Origin of the sequence: Arthrobacter sp. efr-133-TYG-118 (assembly GCF_030209755.1) — a bacterium.
Lineage (GTDB): Bacteria > Actinomycetota > Actinomycetes > Actinomycetales > Micrococcaceae > Arthrobacter.
The window spans coordinates 177,878-194,400 of record NZ_JARVRH010000006.1 but is presented as its reverse complement, the minus strand read 5'-3'; the positions used below and the strand labels follow the sequence as shown (position 1 = coordinate 194,400).

Annotated in this window: 12 protein-coding genes; 1 reads left to right on the top strand and 11 read right to left on the bottom strand. The window is 58.9% G+C overall.

Translation table 11 applies throughout. The features are described from left to right. Window positions 1-2,010: 2,010 nt before the first annotated feature. Window positions 2,011-2,976, top strand: coding sequence for a MarR family winged helix-turn-helix transcriptional regulator (locus tag QRN59_RS05985; protein WP_284981584.1), 966 nt, complete (start codon window positions 2,011-2,013; stop codon window positions 2,974-2,976). A 13-nt stretch (window positions 2,977-2,989) separates the two neighbouring features. Here the strand turns inward: QRN59_RS05985 and QRN59_RS05980 are convergent, their stop codons facing one another. The 11 genes from QRN59_RS05980 to QRN59_RS05930 all read right to left on the bottom strand — a co-directional run bounded on the left by QRN59_RS05980 (window position 2,990) and on the right by QRN59_RS05930 (window position 16,185). After that, the gene (locus QRN59_RS05980) at window positions 2,990-3,781 is read right to left on the bottom strand and encodes an SDR family NAD(P)-dependent oxidoreductase (protein WP_284981583.1); all 792 of its coding nucleotides are present in this window, start codon (window positions 3,779-3,781) and stop codon (window positions 2,990-2,992) included. Next, the gene (locus QRN59_RS05975) at window positions 3,778-5,013 is read right to left on the bottom strand and encodes a flavin reductase (RefSeq protein ID WP_284981582.1); all 1,236 of its coding nucleotides are present in this window, start codon (window positions 5,011-5,013) and stop codon (window positions 3,778-3,780) included. Before QRN59_RS05975 ends, QRN59_RS05980 begins: the two co-directional genes overlap by 4 nt. Window positions 5,014-5,056: 43 nt before the next feature. Next, on the bottom strand, window positions 5,057-6,232 hold the full coding sequence (locus QRN59_RS05970; RefSeq protein WP_284981603.1) for a M20 metallopeptidase family protein: 1,176 nt from the start codon (window positions 6,230-6,232) through the stop codon (window positions 5,057-5,059). A 53-nt stretch (window positions 6,233-6,285) separates the two neighbouring features. Continuing rightward, window positions 6,286-7,551, bottom strand: coding sequence for a dipeptidase (locus QRN59_RS05965; protein ID WP_284981581.1), 1,266 nt, complete (start codon window positions 7,549-7,551; stop codon window positions 6,286-6,288). Next, window positions 7,535-8,614, bottom strand: a complete 1,080-nt coding sequence (locus QRN59_RS05960; RefSeq protein ID WP_284981580.1) for an amidohydrolase family protein — start codon at window positions 8,612-8,614, stop codon at window positions 7,535-7,537. The genes QRN59_RS05965 and QRN59_RS05960 overlap by 17 nt, the downstream gene beginning before the upstream one ends. Window positions 8,615-8,625: 11 nt before the next feature. Then, entirely contained in the window at window positions 8,626-9,816 is a 1,191-nt protein-coding gene (locus QRN59_RS05955) for an LLM class flavin-dependent oxidoreductase (protein WP_284981579.1), read from the bottom strand. Window positions 9,817-9,828: 12 nt separating this feature from the next. Continuing rightward, the gene (locus QRN59_RS05950; RefSeq protein WP_284981578.1) at window positions 9,829-10,884 is read right to left on the bottom strand and encodes a ketopantoate reductase family protein; all 1,056 of its coding nucleotides are present in this window, start codon (window positions 10,882-10,884) and stop codon (window positions 9,829-9,831) included. Between the two features lie 130 nt (window positions 10,885-11,014). Continuing rightward, window positions 11,015-12,625 (bottom strand): ABC transporter substrate-binding protein, encoded by a 1,611-nt coding sequence (locus QRN59_RS05945; RefSeq protein WP_284981577.1) that lies wholly within the window; start codon window positions 12,623-12,625, stop codon window positions 11,015-11,017. Then, a complete protein-coding gene (locus QRN59_RS05940) occupies window positions 12,622-14,310 on the bottom strand; it encodes a dipeptide ABC transporter ATP-binding protein (protein ID WP_284981576.1) in 1,689 nt (562 codons plus the stop codon). The genes QRN59_RS05945 and QRN59_RS05940 overlap by 4 nt, the downstream gene beginning before the upstream one ends. Then, on the bottom strand, window positions 14,307-15,233 hold the full coding sequence (locus QRN59_RS05935; RefSeq protein ID WP_284981575.1) for an ABC transporter permease: 927 nt from the start codon (window positions 15,231-15,233) through the stop codon (window positions 14,307-14,309). The genes QRN59_RS05940 and QRN59_RS05935 overlap by 4 nt, the downstream gene beginning before the upstream one ends. Window positions 15,234-15,237: 4 nt before the next feature. After that, window positions 15,238-16,185: an ABC transporter permease gene (locus QRN59_RS05930; protein WP_284981574.1), complete on the bottom strand. Its 948-nt coding sequence runs from the start codon at window positions 16,183-16,185 to the stop codon at window positions 15,238-15,240. Window positions 16,186-16,523 lie beyond the last annotated feature (338 nt).

Genomic DNA, 16,523 nt, shown 5'->3' with positions numbered 1-16,523 from the left:
ACTGCTGGTTCAGGCATGGAATGGCCCAGCACCCACAGCTGCAGTGTCTGCATCTGACGGGTCGCATAGTCGTAGGGGTTTGACTGCATATATGGGTTTCCACTGGAAGGGGGGAATACCCAGTGCGCCCGCAGCGAGGTAATTGATGCAGTCTGCACGCTCGGTGAATTTCCGATATTCTCCCGCCAAGATAGTGTTCGGAAAGCAACAAGGTGAAGTCCCACTGGCGGTCCGGCCAAAGGGCCGCTGCAGTCGATGAGAGCGCCCCAAGGGCACTGCGCTGCTGACGGCCGAGGAGTTGCCGCCAGGTTTCGTTAACCTAGGCGCACTGCTGAGGCTTATGGAACTGGACGTTGCTCCACCACGCGGACCGGGTAAGTCTTCCTGGCCAAGCAGATCGTGAAATTTTCAGGTCTGGTCCTTTTCAAAACAGGCACGCGCCCGAAAAGAAGGTTCTAGAACCCGGCGGGGAAATGGATCACACCATTCCTGAAGCTGACCGCCGTTGGCCATGAGCCATCAGAGCCGGGTATGAAGATGTATGTCACACGGGGGTAAGAATTCCCACTGAAACCGTCACCTTCATCCACGTTGACAAGTCAACGGGGATAGAGGCCAGGCTGTAGTTCATTGAGAGACTCAGTCGCAGGAACGACATGTAGATAATGACGGTTTGCTTCCACCGCGGTAGAGAAGACACCCGCTGGGGTACTGAGCTCTTTGGGTTCGGCTCGAGTCCCCACACGGAAAGGTATCCTCGAACGAACTGTTGATCCTTTGCCTGGCGCAGCCAGGCATTTCGTGCCTCTGAAGTTTCCCAGCGCTCGTAGTCTCTAGTGCTTGAAAAAGCAAAGGTTATCTGCCCGCCATACCGTGGAACCGTCAGACGTACTATCTGGGAGCCTATATAGCCCTGAAGTCCTTGGGCTGCTCTGTCTCCGGCCTGGAGCCAGCTCCGTGCCACCTGAGGAATGCTACTTGAGACAAATCTAGTTTCAGAAACCATCTCCCGGTCGTGGTTGTAGCGTTGGCTATACATGGGAAGTTCACCTGGAGCTAGCTCGCGAATCGCCAACTCGCCTCCGGTCTCACACCAGCGCTGCGCACTCATTCTGGCTGTACGCGGGGATCCTGATTCTGATCAGCCTGACATACCTGAACAGCTGCAATACGGGCATCCAGCTCTCGGTGGAACCGCAGTTCCGCGGGCGCGTCCTGGCCCTGTGCATGGGCGTCATGCAGGGCGGGACCGCCATCGGGGCGCCCGTGGTCGCTGGATCGGTACCGAGTTTTGAGTCCGCTGGTCAGTCGCTGCCGGGGGTGTTGGTGTGCTGTTGGCTGGCCTGTGCGCACCTGTCCTCGTCAGCAGGCCAGTGGGCTGACCGTGCGAGACCGCGTCCGGAGCATTTCCCTCAGGAACCTGTCCCGCAGCGGCCGCGGGCCGCAGGCCCACAGCCGTAATCCGGGCACGGCTCGCATTCACCCGACTTTAAGCAGCCAGAATGCCCGGCATTCCCTACGCGCTTCGGAAGTCCTTATCTTCGATGGACGGTCCACCATCGAACGGCACCAACGGGTAGAGGTCTGTGGGCACGAGCCGCCATGGGCCCGCGCAGGACAGGGTACCCGGCGTTGTGACTAGTCCTTACGGACGCTGTCCGTCAAGGACGTCAGATACTTGTCCGGCTTGTTTACCCCGGCATGGTTCGCCCCGTTCGACGCGGACAGCAGGGCTTTACACCGAACTCCCCAGACATCAACGCCCGGCGGGTAGGACTCCCAAGTATTGGGATTAGAGCTTAGCCAGAGCATGCTCTCTTACTGACGCAGACACGCCAGCCACCGGCTGGTGCCCGCAAGTCCCGCTAAACGTGTGTCGCCATACGCATCATTGAAATCGACGACCTGCTTCGCCCCAGCTGGGGCGGGGTGAAGCCTGGAATCGAAGTCCGGCGCCAAGCCAACCGTTGCTAGCCAGACCGTGTCCACACCTCCGCGTAGACTAGCGTCGTGACAGACGTAGTTGCCCGATATTCAATCGCGGTCGAAAGGTCGAATCCCCATGAAAGCGATGCGCTTCGACTCCTCGCCGCTGATCCAGGACATTTGATCCGCGTTGGGCGTCAACTGCATTCAGGGTTCCAGTCGATTGGCGGCAAGGGCGATCTAACTCCATCACAATTTGCGGTCCTCCTCGCTCTCTCGCGCGTGCCCGGTCTGGATCAAACTGCTGTTGCGGACGTGTCAGCGCTGGACCGGTCAACGGTCGGAGAAATCGTCCGCCGGCTTATCAAACTAGGGTTTATCTCGTCGGTTCCTGACTCTTCAGACGCCCGTCGTCAGCGTTTGTTCGCCTCGCCCGACGCCGTGGAGCTTGTTCGTGGCCATGGACGTCGGCTCCGTCACGCAGATGAGATTTTTCTCTCGCCGCTGAACGGCACTGAACAAACTTGGTTCCTGACCCAGCTTCGGCTGATCGCCTTCAGCCATCGCCCGGATGCGTCTGCGTCCGGGTTCGAAGAGGTTCAGGAATGGAGTGACGGACTTGCGATCGCTGCAACGAACTGGGCCTTTGGTCGACTGATCCGGATCAGCCAGCAAGCCTACGGCTCTTTATGGAAAAGGGAGATCGGATCTGTCGTTACCCCTTTGGCTTATTCTGCTGTCAGGGTTTTGGTGGAGGACGGTCCGTTCGATCAACGTTCCCTGTCGGTGATCCTGTCGCTGGACAAAGCATCAATGGCAGGTTTAGTGTCCCGAATGAGTTCGCAGCGGCTCTTGGAGTCCGCTCTCCACCCATCGGACAAGCGACGAAAAATCATCCGAGTGACACCCAAAGGTGCCGATTCTTCCCGCCTCATCGCTCCGTCATTTTTCCGCGTAACGGAAAGCATTCTTGAACCTGTCGAGCAACACAACCAGATACCATTCCTCGCCCTCTTTCGACGGCTGACGGTTGAGCGTACCGCTACGTAGTACACCGGGGGCCTTATCCGAGCATGGTCGAACCGCCATCAACACTAATGGTCTGTCCAGTCACGTAGCCAGCCTGTGGTCCAAGAAAGAACACAATCGGACCAACGAGGTCAGCTGCTGAGCCGAGGCGCCCAAGGGCGACGCCGGAGAGGTGAGTTTGCATGGCCCCGGAACTAATGCTGCTGAGCTCTTGGGCGAGCCCTTCAACGGCGATAAGGCCGGGCGCAACACAATTTACCCTTACGCCGTACGTTCCCATTTCGCGGGCGAGTTGGCGAGTAAGTCCGATGACACCGGCCTTAGCCGCGGCGTAGGCCTGAACCCCTGTCCGTGAATAGGTGCGACCGGCACCTGATGAGATGTTCACGATCGATCCCCCGATTCCGCCTGACTTCATCGACTTCACGGCAGCACGGCAACAGTAGAAAGTGCCGTCGAGGTTGAGACTCACGACCTTTTTCCACTGGGCGTCTGTTACATCTTCCACAGGGGATCGATCAGTACCAGGACCGCCCGCAGCATTTACAAGCATCGAGATGGGACCGCTTGCTGACGTGATCGATCTGAAGAGGGAATCGACTGCATGCGAATCCGTAACGTCGAGGTTTACCGGGTGGATGATTCCGGCGCCGACAGGGCGCGACGGCTCGCTAGGGCTGAAACCAATATCGGCTGCCCACACGGTAGCACCGCGCCTCGCAAGCTCTTCGGCTGTTTCCAGTCCGATCTCACCGAGAGCGCCCGTAATAACAGCAACCCTGTCCGTGAAGTGTTCTGCCCGTACTCCGGCACTGTGCCCGTTCATGCCCGCCGCTCCGCGCTCGCAATCGATTTCCTGAGCCCCGCCCAGGAAATCGCGTCCGATACCCGTGATGCAGTCTCAACTAGTCTCGCCACGATATCCAGCACCCGGTCCCCCCGCGTAGAGACGGGGAAACCAAATAGTGTCAGATAGAGAACAACATTTCCCTCGGAATCAAACACTGGGGCTGATACGTTTCGGACTTGGTATGTCTCACCAGAAAGGATTTCGTCACGCTCGTATGCATCGGGACCATTCAGGGAAGCGGCTAACTGACTTAGATGCGGGTCCGGTTGGCGGGTAGGTCCATCGGCCGCCAAGTTTTCCAGCCTCTTGTCAATCGACCTGAAGCCTTCGCTGAACAGGGTGATCGTCCAACCTTTGGCCCTCACCCGCTCTAGGGCATCCCGGTGCCGATCTCGCTCCTTGACATTTTCCCGCGGCACTCCTCGGTCGAGCCACCTGTCCTGCGTAGCGGGATCGGCCCAGGCGACGAGCAGAGCCCCCATAGGGGCTTCGAAGGGCAGCCGTATACCCACCCGTACCGGCGAACCCCCGTTCGGGGGGACACCCGCACTCGCCAAACGGACGAGAAAGTTCTCAACAGGAGCTACGGCGGAACATTCCATCCCGAGTTCAGCCGCAAGGGACTCCATGTGATCCCGGGCCATGTCGACAAACCTGATTTGCTCAAGCGCGTCAGTTGCGGCAGGCATTACGCGCGAATGAGGTGAGAATCGGCCGTATCCTCCCTGGAAAAACAAGAGAGGTAGATCCGGCGAATCCTTCGAGATTGCCAGGTCCCGGACTGCGCCAAGAACAATGTAGTGATCACCCGCTTCGGTAATCGACTCGAAGTCGCAATCAATCCACGCGACCGAGTTCTCGATTATTGGAGAGCCGGAGTCGGCAGGGCGCCACCGAACCGACGTGAATTTGTCGTCGGCGCCCTTCACCGCGAGTGCACGACAGATCTCTTCTTGTTGCTCGCCGAGTATGTTGACGCAAAAGCTCTTTGACTCGCGGAGCGCCTTGAAAGATGCCGAATCTTTGGTGGGTGTAAAGGAAACCAGTGGTGGATCGAGCGACACGGAGCTGAAGGTGCCGACAATCATTCCAACAGGCTCACCGCCTTGCCCAACAGCTGTAATGGCTGCGACGCCTGTCGGGTAGTTACCAAGCACCGATCGGAAATATCGACCGTCGGTGACCCGCGGCGATGGGTCGGTAAGCATTTGCATTCTCCTTGGTTTGGTTGATGATTCGTTAGGAGCTGAATCAGCGGGGCAATGGATCTGGACGGTAGTTGTCGGACAGACGACGAAGTGCGGCTGCGGCGAGGACAGCGGCCCCATCCCCCATCACACCGTCGTCGAAGTTGGCTCCAGCAGAGTGGTTCGGGTGCAGGCGGCCATTCCCGTCTGGTATTCCAGCGCCCACCAGAAAGAATGCACCGGGGATCAGCTGCATCAAGCGGGAATAGTCATCGCCCGCTGGAATAGGCACGGCAAGCTCCTGAAACCGTTCGGTCCCCAGGAGATCCTGGACCACCCCACGGAGCAGATCCACCTCGGCTTTGTCGTTGTCGACGACGGGGTACCCCTCCCGATAGTCAACCTCGGCACGTACGCCATGCGCCAAAGCGATGCCGGCGGCAAGTGACCGTACAAGATCGGGCAACTGGTTGGCCGATGCCTGGGAGAAGGCCCGCACTGTACCTGCAAGGACAACAGACTCAGGGATTACGTTCGGTGCGTTCCCGCCATGTATGCTTCCGACCGTAATTACCGCTGGGTCAAAGATGTTTACCGTGCGGGTCAACCGAATCTGCAAACCCAAGGCGATCTCCGCTGCTGCGGGTACAGGATCTACGGCCGCGTGCGGGAAAGCCGCGTGACCGCCGACTCCCGAGACCTTAATTTGAAATGTTGCGCTCGTGGCGTGGGAGACCCCGGCGCGGCCGGAGAACACCCGGTGCGGGAACGTGTCCGCCAAGACGTGCAAACCATACGTCGCGACGGCCTCGGCGCCAATCACCTCCATCAACCCTTCGTCCAGCATGACCTGCATGCCGTCGTATCCTTCTTCCCCGGGCTGCCAGACCAGCACGACACGCCCAGACATTTCCTTGGTACGGGACGAGAGCAGTGTGGCAGCGCCGACGAGGGTGGCCGAATGCAGGTCGTGTCCGCAGGCATGCATGGCGTTTTCGGTGAGCGATCGTGGCTCGCTGCCTGGCGCCTCCTGGATGGGAAGTGCATCCATGTCGGCCCGTAGGACTACGGTCGGGCCGGGTCGGGATCCGGTGAGGACCGCGATGACCGAACTGCAGGTCTGGCCCAGGATTAGATCAGCGTCCAAATCCGAGAGTGCTTTCACGATGAGTGCTTGGGACGCTGGAAGCTCGAGGCCGATTTCCGGATGCTGGTGAAGTTTCCTTCGAAGTGCCTGCATCTCAGGAAGCAGGGCGTGAGCGCTGGAGAGGAGCGAGCCATGATCCATTGCGTTCAACGCCAGGTCTGCCCGAGCACCCGAAGAGTGTTTCCGCCGGCGACCTTGCGAATGTCGTCGTCGGAGTACCCTTGCTTTAGCATCCAGCCAATCGCATTGCGAAAGTTCTCTGTCGGGTTTTCGAATCCTGCGCAGTATTCGGATTTCGTTGCCGAAATTGGCTGGACGCCAACACGAGTCAGGGGGGCTGGCTCCGAGGCCGGCTCGACGGCGTCGACGTTCGCTCCGAACAGAGTAGAGAATTCAGTGTGGATCTTGGCGTGGTCTGCATAGAGGGTGTCGGGCCCGAAGGTCACGTTATCGATGCCCATGAGGTTGGCGCAGTACTCAAAGTGCTGCATCACTGATTCGATCGTGTGGGCCTCGTGATCGGGGGACATCGTGGAGTTCGGGGCGGCCTCGATTCCCAGCAGTCCACCGGCTTCCGCAAGCGCTTTCAGGACGTGGTCGGGTTTCATCCGCTCGCTGGGCCAAACGCCGCGTGCTCCGGCATGGGTGATCATGACTGGAGCCTCGGAAGCTGCGATGGTGTCAATCGATGTGCGGTCTCCTGCGTGGGAGAGGTCGATTGACATGCCGAGTTTATTCATTCGTTCCACCACTCGGTGACCGAAGCGTGTCAAGCCGCCGTCGGAGGATTCTTTCAGGCCTCCGCCCAATAGGTTGCTCTCGTTGTAAACCAGTCCCATCTGGCGGACGCCCCAGCCATGCAGGATGTCAATGCGGTCAATGTCGTTGTCAATCATGCTGGCTGCTTCTAGCGCTAGCACCCAGCCGAGGTGTCCGGAGCCAGCAATGGCCTTGATGTCGTCGACCGTCCGCACGATGCGCACGAAGTCCTGGTGGGCGATGTCCGCGAGACGATGCCCAATGTCATAGGCCACATCGGCCCAGGTCCAGCTGTAGTGACTCATGATGCAGCCGGTAGGTCCTGCCAGATTGTCAAAAACAACATCCATCCCGGAGTATGACAAGCCCTCATAACCGACCGGGTATCGTCCGCTCTGACCGTACTCGACGGCCTTGGACATGTCCTTGGGGAAAACCTGGGGATGGTCGTGCAGGCTGATCACCAGATTGTTCTGCAGAAGATCCTCTGCATGGGCTGCCTGCTCAGGCGAAAGCCCCAAATCGTACAGCGGCAGGCGGTCGATTTCCGATGTCCACTCATAGGGGCGGTAGTCGACCCCGGGCGAGAGGTAGTCGAAGGATCGGTAACCGGCGTACCCGGAAGCCTGATTGAAATTACGCGTTGAGGGCATCGGTTTTCTTTTCTTGGGTACAGGCTGGAGTTTGATAATCACTGAGTTGAGGGAACAGTCGAATGGCGTTGTCCCGGAGGTACGCGCGCTTTTGGTCGCTTGTCAGTAGGTCCGTGCCGCGGAGGTCGGCATTCAGCTCCGCCCCCATAGGGGTGTTGGTAAAGGGGAAGTCGCTGCCATACACGATGTTGGTATCGGGAACCAGGGCCTGAAGCGAAGCGATCTGGTGTGGCAGAACGCTTCCTGCGAGATCGAAGTAACAGCGCTCAAGTGTTTCAATGTAGCCGGGGATGCGTTCGGCGTCGTAGGACAGGCCGGAATTCGCCCGCCACACGTTGCGCTCAATGCGCTGGGCCAGCGCTGGTATCGCGGCCCCGGCATGCGGAATAATCACCCGTATGCCCGGGTGCCGCGAAAGTGTGCCCGAAAAGATCAGGTTTGTGATGGCTCGCGTGGAGTCGAAAAAGAACTCATACATCGACCGTGACCACTCGTTCATAACCCCGGGGACAACCACCGCTGGTTCAGTCGGATGGATAAGGAGCCGGGCATTGCGTCGTCCCAGTTCTTCCATGATGGGTTCAAGTCTCGGATCTCCCAAGTAGACCCCTTCTGTGTGGGTCAGCAGAGAGACGCCCCAGGCTCCAAACTCATCGAAGGCATACGCGATTTCGGCAAGGGAAGCTTCGACGTCAGGAACGGGCAACGCAGCCAGAAAGCCGAACCGGCCGGGGTATGTTGCCGCAAGTCCCGCGCCTGCCTCATTGGCGGACCGCGCGACAGCGGCGGTATCGACCCCTGCGAGCCTGACGCCCGGCGTCGAGAGGGATACTATCGCCGTCTCGATGCCAAATCGGTCCATTTGGGCGAGCTGAGCCTCGTCGGACCAAGCAGGAATGCCGCCATGAAAGCCATCCGGATGCGTGATACCTGCCCTGGCCAACGCGTCACGGTAGCCCTGCGGCACGTAGTGGGTGTGCACGTCAATCGCCTTCAAAATATCGCGGTTCGCCGCCCCCCGCGACATGCGAGCCTCGTTCTGCGCGTCGGAAAACCGATTCATTGGCGCGCCACTCACCATGACCACCCACGCGATTCCGGTGACTCCCAGAGGCCCGCCTTTTCCAGATAGGGGAACACGTCCTTCATGGCCGAAATTTCTTCCGGGTTCCAGAGCAGGGTGATGAGCATGAATCCCCGCAGTCCGGTCACTCTGTGAATCTCCATGAACTGCTCGGCCACTTCCTCGGCTGTCCCGACGAGCACCTTGCTTCCTGCGGCGATGCCGATTTTCCTTGCAGCCTCGTCGAGTTGGGAGCCGAAGTTGTCTTGATACGTTTGGCTGCCTCCCAGAAAGCCTTTTGCCCAGCCACGGGCAGCATCCATGTCAAGCGAGTCCTTTACCCATTGGAACTTTTCCTGCGCTTGGGAGCTGGTCTTGCCAATGCAGATTCCGACGGATCCGGCGAGGCCGACCTCAAGCCGATTGCGTCCGGCCGCCTCGGTCTTGTCGCCGACTTGGTCCACTGTCGCCTTCACCTTCGTGAGATCGTCAACAACCGCGAAGAATGCGTAGTCAGCGCTCTTTGAGATGAACTCCTGTCCAGCGGCTGAAACTCCTGCGTTGAATATGAGAGGTGACTGCTGCACGGGATATGGCCCGCGTGGAGTTCCCTCCAGTTGGTAGTACTTCCCATCAAATTTGATTGGTTCGCCACGAGCTCCCCAAAGGGTCCTCACGGCCTCCAGAGTTTCAGAGACAACGGCGTACCGCTCATCATGGTCAATATCGTCGGTAAGTCCGAATAGACTCGCCTCGGATCCCTTGGAGCCGGGTACGATGTTCCACCCCCAGCGCCCACCGCTGACCACGTCCAAGTTGGCACCAAGCCGTGCGAGTACTACTGGGGAGATATACCGGGCATGCATAGTGGTCACGACGCCGACGTGATCCGTCGCGGCCATGACGATCGGCGCCCACACTGGTGCGGAAATACAAGGTTCACCGTGACCAACCCGCGCATTGTCCGGGCCGTGGTTCGTGTAGCCGTCGGCGAAGAAAACGAAATCGACGCCGGCGTCCTCGGACGCCCTGGCGAATGCAATATGCGCGTCGATGTCGAGCACGTCAGGGTTAGCGGCAGCGACGACGCCCGAGGTCACGCTCGGCGAGGGCGAGTTCGGGTACATGACCCCAAAGCGCATCTTGTCGTCGACCTTGCGGGGTTTCTCTGCCTGTCGTCCGGTGGCTAGCTGAGCTGACATTTGCTGACTCTCCTAATAATGGGATGCTGTCCGAGCCCCGGTTGTGCCCGAGGCGAGTTCTGTGAGGTTGTGGTGTCCAAAGTTGCGGGCTCCGGTTTCCAGTTCGCCGATGAGCCAGGTGAGACGTTCGAGATAGGGTGTCCTGAGGCCAACGTCCTGGGCGAGCTGGAGCAGTGAAAGCAAGTCAGGACGGGCTTCCGTTGGCCTCCGCCGAACCGCGATATCGCGAAAGACTCCGCTGCGGGACTTTCCGGGCATTGAACCCGTGAAGGCTACAAGACGGTCAAAGGCCTCATCCCGGGCGGGGGCTTCCGCCGTCGTCTGCAGGTGATCGGGAGTGATCCCGTCGAGGGGCATTAGGCGGACACCTTGGGTGTCTGCGACGGCGTAGACCTCCGTGGCTAGTTCTGCCATTACTTCGCGAGAAGAATCGATGACAACGGAGACATGCTCGTCCACCAGCGCGGTGGCCGTCAGGATTGCGGCGATACCCCTTTTCGACCATAAATAGCCGGTGATGTTGTCGGTGGCCGTAACATCGCCAATGCCTGCCAGATCATCCACCAAAGAGAGAATGCGTGGGCTCGGGGGTCCGTGGTGTTCACCCAGTACAAGCGCACCAGGGCCGCCCACCCGGATGGATCCAGGGCCGAGAACATCCGCGGCGAAATTGACAAATGCCGATGCAATTCGGTCAGAGTCAATCCATAGCCCCGCGGCGTCGAAGGTGTCACTGTTTTGGCACAGCACGACGGTAGCCTCCGTTGACAGATGCGGGGCGAGCCATTCTGCGGCGCCGGCAACATGTTGGGCCTTGGTCGCCAGGAAGACCCGATCCAGCCCCAGATTGATCCCGCTGGCATCCACCTCGGAGGTGCTAACGGCCCGGTGCATCCGCAGCCCGTCCGAAGCGCCGTCAGCGGAAACCAAATCGAGTCCGCGTTCGCGGATAGCGCGGATGTGGGCCTCGTCTGAGTCAATTAGCGTCACGTTGTGCCCTGCACTCGCGAGCGTGTGCGCCAAGGTGCCGCCTATGGCGCCTGCACCGAGAACTGCGTAGTCATTCAAATGCAAAGTTAGGCTTCCTTTCATGGGTTGGTTTCCGGCGGGGTCGGATCCAGGCCTTAGGCGAGTGGCTGCATGCAGGCTGTTCCGGGAGCGGCTGCGAGAGGACGCCCCCGGAACAGCGGGTGGACGGCTATTGATTCATCGAGATCTCGTGGAGCAACAACAGCGAATCGGCGGTGAAGGAAATATTTCTGACAGTCGGCTGGTGAGCGAGCGGAAGACTGAGTTCGTTAAGCGGGACCGAAATGCCGTTCGAAATCACGTAGCTCTGGACATCGGCGACAATCTTCATCCGGGATTCAATGTTGCTCTCCGATGCCTGGGCGATCAGCAGCTTGTCCAGTTTCGGATCGAGGCCGAAGTATGCGGTGCGGAGCGCATCGGGGTCTCCCCGGGTGAGGCCGGAGAATCGAAGCTCATAGTCGCCTTTGGCCCAGGCAGCATTCGCGTCGGCATCCGGGAGCGGGCGAAGGGTGACCCCGACACCGATTTTGGCCAGGTTGGCCTGCGCGAGTTCCATGAGGGGTACCAGGGGGCCGTAGAGCTGCGACCCGTAAAGCAAGGTCATTGTCAGGCGCTGACCATTTTTCACACGAATGCCGTCAGGTCCGGGCACCCATCCGGCGTCTTGAAGGATTTTCGCTGCCTTGTCCGGGTTGTAGCCCATCTCTGCGCTCAGGTCCACAAAGCCGGGCGTCGTCGATGAAAGCGCTCCGGTCGCGACCGTGTTGTACTCGGTAAGGGTCGCTTTCACGATGGTGGACCGGTCCACGCCGAGCTGGAGTGCTTGGCGCACAGCGATGTCAGTGAGCACGCCCTTGGTCGGATTGACGAAGAGTTCCTGGGGAATGCCCGGGTTCGAGCGGGATTCGATTGGCAATGCGGACGCCTTCAGCGTGGCGACGTCAGCCTTTGATACTTCCATCATCAAATCACTCTGCCCGCTGCCTAAACTTCCTGTTCGGACACCACTCTCGGGAACGATGCTGATTTCGACGCTATCTACGTAGGCGGCACCTTGATGCATCGCCTTGGGCGCCCAGTTATAGTCCCTCCGCTTCGTGAGTTTCTGGAGCTGATTGTGTTCGTAGCTATTAAGGACGAATGGTCCGGAACCACTGATGCGCCCCAGGCAGCGGTCAGCTTGGCTCAGCGACGTCGACTTGCTGGAAATCAACCCCATCGACGGTGTCGACACCGCCTGGAGAAATGCTGCGTTTGGACTGGTGAAATTGACTTGCGCGACGAGGTCGCTGAGGACGGTAGTTCCTGAATAGCCAACGAGATATGTTGACGCCAATCGGGCTTTCGCGCCGAGAGCAACTATCGCGTCGAGGTTGTCCTTGACCGTCTGGGCGGTCAAGGACGTGCCGTCACTAAAGGTGACATTGTTGCGGAGCGTGAAGGTGTAGCTCTTTCCGTCAGGCGAAATGGTCCAGGAATCGGCGAGCCACGGTTGAAATTTACCGGAGTCCGGCTCCTGATACACGAGGGAGTCGGCCATGGCACGGCCCACAACGAGTTGTGTTCTTCCCAGACTCTGCTGAGGGTCGACGCAGCCCTCGTCCGCTCCGATAGTCATTCGAAGAGTTCCGCCTGGCACGGGAGTCCCCCCTGTGGCTATTGACTGTTGGGGGCCGGCCGCGGAACACGACACGAGGACCGAGGCCAGGACGACTGCCGGAACGATGAGCGCGAAACGCTTCCGAGCCCGCTCCTTCACCAGTGGATTCGAATTCACGATGTACCTTTCATGGTTGCTTCTAGTGATGGCACAAGGGACGAACCAGCGTCGTGTCCCAGTGCGACACGGCCGGGGATGGCCGCGATCAGTTCTTTCGTGTATGGGTGTTGCGGATCGTCGAACACAATTCCTGTGGGCCCCGACTCAACAGCAACGCCTTGCTGCATGACGATGACGTCCTGGCAAACTTGGCGAACGACAGCAAGGTCATGGGAAATGAAGACGTAACTAAGACCGAGTTCCCTTTGAAGCCGCACGAGAAGTTCGAGGATCTGCGCCTGAACCGAGACATCAAGTGCCGAGACAGGCTCGTCACACACGACGAGTTCGGGTTCTATCGCCAAGGCGCGAGCAATAGCAATCCTTTGCCTTTGACCACCTGATAGTTCGCCGGCCTTGTGGTCAGCGTATGAGGCAGGGAGGGAGACCAGATCTAGGAGTTCGGTGACTCGGTTGCGTCTCCAGCGAGCATTCCCCAAGCCAAATTCACGCAGCGGTTCCTCAATAACTTTCCCGACCGAAAACCTCGGGTTCAGGGAACCGTACGGGCTTTGGTAAACCAGCTGCATGTGCCGGCGCATCTGGCGCAGCCCAGCGCCCCTCAACCGGCTAATATCTTGGCCGTTGATTTCTATGATGCCCTCAGTCGGTGTGTCGAGCCGCATGATCAGACGGGCAGTGGTCGACTTGCCCGATCCCGATTCGCCCACGATGCCGACCGTCCGGCCCTTATGAAGGTCAAAGCTCACTCGGTCTACTGCCCGGATTGATCCGGGTTTGTGGCCTGGTTCGTGAACTCGGAACTGTTTGACCAAGCCCGTAACCCGAAGCAGCGGAACTTCCTCGATGTCGGCCCGATTGGAATCGGAGGCGAGTAGATCATCGTCCGTGAAGCCGGGAGCGGCCGCAATGAGCTTTTGGGTGTATGCATGCTGCGGATTCGAGAGTATGTCAGCGGTCTTTCCCTGTTCAACGATCTCTCCTCTGCACATGACAATGATGCGATCCGCCCTATCCGCGGCCACCCCGAGATCATGTGTGATCATGAGAACAGCAGTCCCGAACTGTTGCGTGATCTTGCCGATGCTGTCCAAAATTCTCTTTTGAACTGTCACATCGAGGGCACTTGTTGGTTCGTCTGCTATAACAACTCGTGGTCTGCATGAGAAAGCAATCGCAATGAGGACCCGCTGGCGCATTCCCCCGGACAATTCGTGGGGGTACTGGTTGGCACGGATTTCAGGTTCTCGGAGTCCTGCCTCCCGAAGAAGCTCGATGGCGTGGGCCGCCGACTCACTCTTCGGAACGGTGCCGTGAACTAGCAGAGCTTCCTGCACCTGGTCACCTACCCGGCGGAGCGGGTTCAGTGAAAGCATCGGATCCTGAGGAATGAGTCCAATGCCCTTGCCGCGAATTTTCGTCATTTCAGGTTCACTCAACGCACTTAAGTCAAGATCACCAAGAAGCACAGAGCCGCCGGTTACGACACCCCCAGGCGCGAGGAGCCCGATAATAGCTTGCGCCAAAGTGCTCTTCCCTGAGCCTGATTCCCCGACGACGGCGACGATTTCACCGTGACGGAGACTAAGGGTGACTCCCCTCACGGCGGGCAACTCTCCGCGAGCCGTACGGTAAGCGACCCTTAGGTCCCTAACACTTAGGACCGGCGAAACGGAGGTCATCGGGTCGCCCCTTTGATCTCACCGTCGACGGCGCGTGACATGCGGTTAGCGCTAATGACCACCAGAGCGAGAATCAGACCAGGAATCGCGGTGAGCCACCAGGCCGAGACTAAGTAGTTTCGGCCAACAGCAATCTGCGAGCCCCATTCCGGGGAAGGCGGGGGCGCACCAAAGCCTAGGAAGCTTAGGCTCGATACCGAAAGGATGGCGGTTCCGAATTCCAGAGCGGCAAGAACCACGATTGGTCCTAGTGAGTTCGGAAGAACATGCCGAAGAAGCACCGTCCACCATCGCGCGCCACTTACTCCTGCAGCCTCCACATATGTCTGGCTACTCACGCGCAGCACCTCGGATCGCATGACTCTGGCCATGCCGGCGATGCCAACTACGCCTACTGCGGTGGCGACATTGACAAGACCAAAGCCAAGGACGGCGACGATTGCCATGGCCAGCAACAAAGTCGGAAACGATAACAGAACATCGGCGAACCGCATGATGGCTGTGTCCGTCTTCCCACCGAAGTAGCCTGCAACAAGCCCCAGCAGTGCACCTCCGACAAACGAAACTGCGATGGCAATCATTGCTGCAAGCAGTGAGGGTCCAGCTCCGTAAACGATCCTTGAATAAAGGTCTCGGCCTACTTGGTCCGTTCCAAACAGGTACCCGGCTGTTCCGGGGGGCTGCAGGACATTCGCCGGCGAGGTCTGAAGAGGGTCTGTTTGCGTGAACAAATGCGGCCAGAATGCCGCGGCCGCAGCGGCTGAGAGCATCAACAGCGAGAGAATGACAGTGGGGCGCCGCATAATGGGTCGGGCAAGCTGTTCGTACGCACCTTTCGATGCCAAAACTTCTGACGCTCCAGGAGAGGCTGAAAAGGCATCCAGCCTATCTTCAGGGGCAAGAACTTGAGTGGGGTCGGTCACGGGTTCATCCCTTCACGATGGCAGTGCGGAGGCGAGGGTCAAGGAGCGGGTAAAGCAGATCCACGATCAGGCTCACGACGACGAAGATCACAGCACCCAGGACGACAACTGCCTGGACGACTGGCAAATCATGTGCAAGCACTGCCTGCACAGTGATTTGCCCGATACCGGAACGGGAAAAGACACTTTCAACGACAACCGATCCGCCTATGAGATTGGCCACCAGAACGCCGGTCACAGTCACGGCTGGAATCGCTGCACTCCGGAAAACATCACGGAAATGAATGGTTCTTCGAGCCAAGCCCATCGCCTTCTCAGTGGCGACATATGGCTCTGAAAGCGTGCCAAGCATGCTTTTCGCCAGAACCTGCCCAACAGCTGCGGCCCCCGGAAGTGCCAACGTGATAGCCGGGAGTATCAACGACTGAAGGCCGACATTTCCAATGGCAGGCAGCATCCGCAATTGGAACGAGAAGAGATTCACCAGCATCAGCCCGACCCAGAAGGTCGGAAGGGAGACGCCGATGGCTGGAAGCCCCAGCAGAAATTGACGGAGCCAGGAAATCCGCGTGTACGTTCCGAATAAAGCAACAATCAGGCCCAAACCTACGGCGAAAACGAGGCTCAACCCGACCAAGGTCAACGTTTGTGGGAGTGCGGCGGCCATAACGGATGCAACTGGCTCTCCGGTTTTCAAGGACACCCCGAAGTCTCCTGTCAATGCCCCGGACAAACGGCTTAGGTATTGGTCGAAGATGGGCCGGTCGAACCCGAACTCCTCCCGGAGTCTTTGAAGAGCCGCCGGGTCGACCGCGTGTCCTGCGTCTCCCCCGGTGTACATAGCGACAACAGGATCGCCTGGGATGACGTACAGCAGCAGAAAAGACAGCGTATACGCCGCGAAAACGACGAGCACCGCTTGCCCCAGCCGCTTTGCAACGAAGGACTTCAACTTGCCCCCTTCCGTGCGGTCTCGGCCGGTGAACCGAGCTCGCCAAATGATTGTTCGTGTGCCACATAGTTACATTGGCCTCAAGATATTGATGAAAGTCCGTGTTTCAAGAAAATTCGTTCGTACACGTTAGATGTTGACGACGACGCCCACTCCGGTCAATGGCTAGGCGGCAAATCGGGCAATTGTTTACACCGCCGTAACAAGAGAAGGACGATAATCCTATTTTTCAGGACATAGCCACTCAAGCAATGCCATCTCTTGCGGCCGCGGGGCGAAGCGACTCCGAAGAACAATCGCATTGCGCCGCTGGCAAAGATCCTTGGAGTACGAAGGCG

Bases quoted from the DNA above. Each gene is read 5' to 3' on its own strand.
- QRN59_RS05980 (WP_284981583.1), bottom strand. From the start codon at position 3,781: ATGAACGGGCACAGTGCCGGAGTACGGGCAGAACACTTCACGGACAGG.
- QRN59_RS05975 (WP_284981582.1), bottom strand. From the start codon at position 5,013: ATGCTTACCGACCCATCGCCGCGGGTCACCGACGGTCGATATTTCCGA.
- QRN59_RS05970 (WP_284981603.1), bottom strand. From the start codon at position 6,232: ATGCAGGCACTTCGAAGGAAACTTCACCAGCATCCGGAAATCGGCCTC.
- QRN59_RS05965 (WP_284981581.1), bottom strand. From the start codon at position 7,551: ATGCCCTCAACGCGTAATTTCAATCAGGCTTCCGGGTACGCCGGTTAC.
- QRN59_RS05960 (WP_284981580.1), bottom strand. From the start codon at position 8,614: ATGAATCGGTTTTCCGACGCGCAGAACGAGGCTCGCATGTCGCGGGGG.
- QRN59_RS05955 (WP_284981579.1), bottom strand. From the start codon at position 9,816: ATGTCAGCTCAGCTAGCCACCGGACGACAGGCAGAGAAACCCCGCAAG.
- QRN59_RS05940 (WP_284981576.1), bottom strand. From the start codon at position 14,310: ATGACCTCCGTTTCGCCGGTCCTAAGTGTTAGGGACCTAAGGGTCGCT.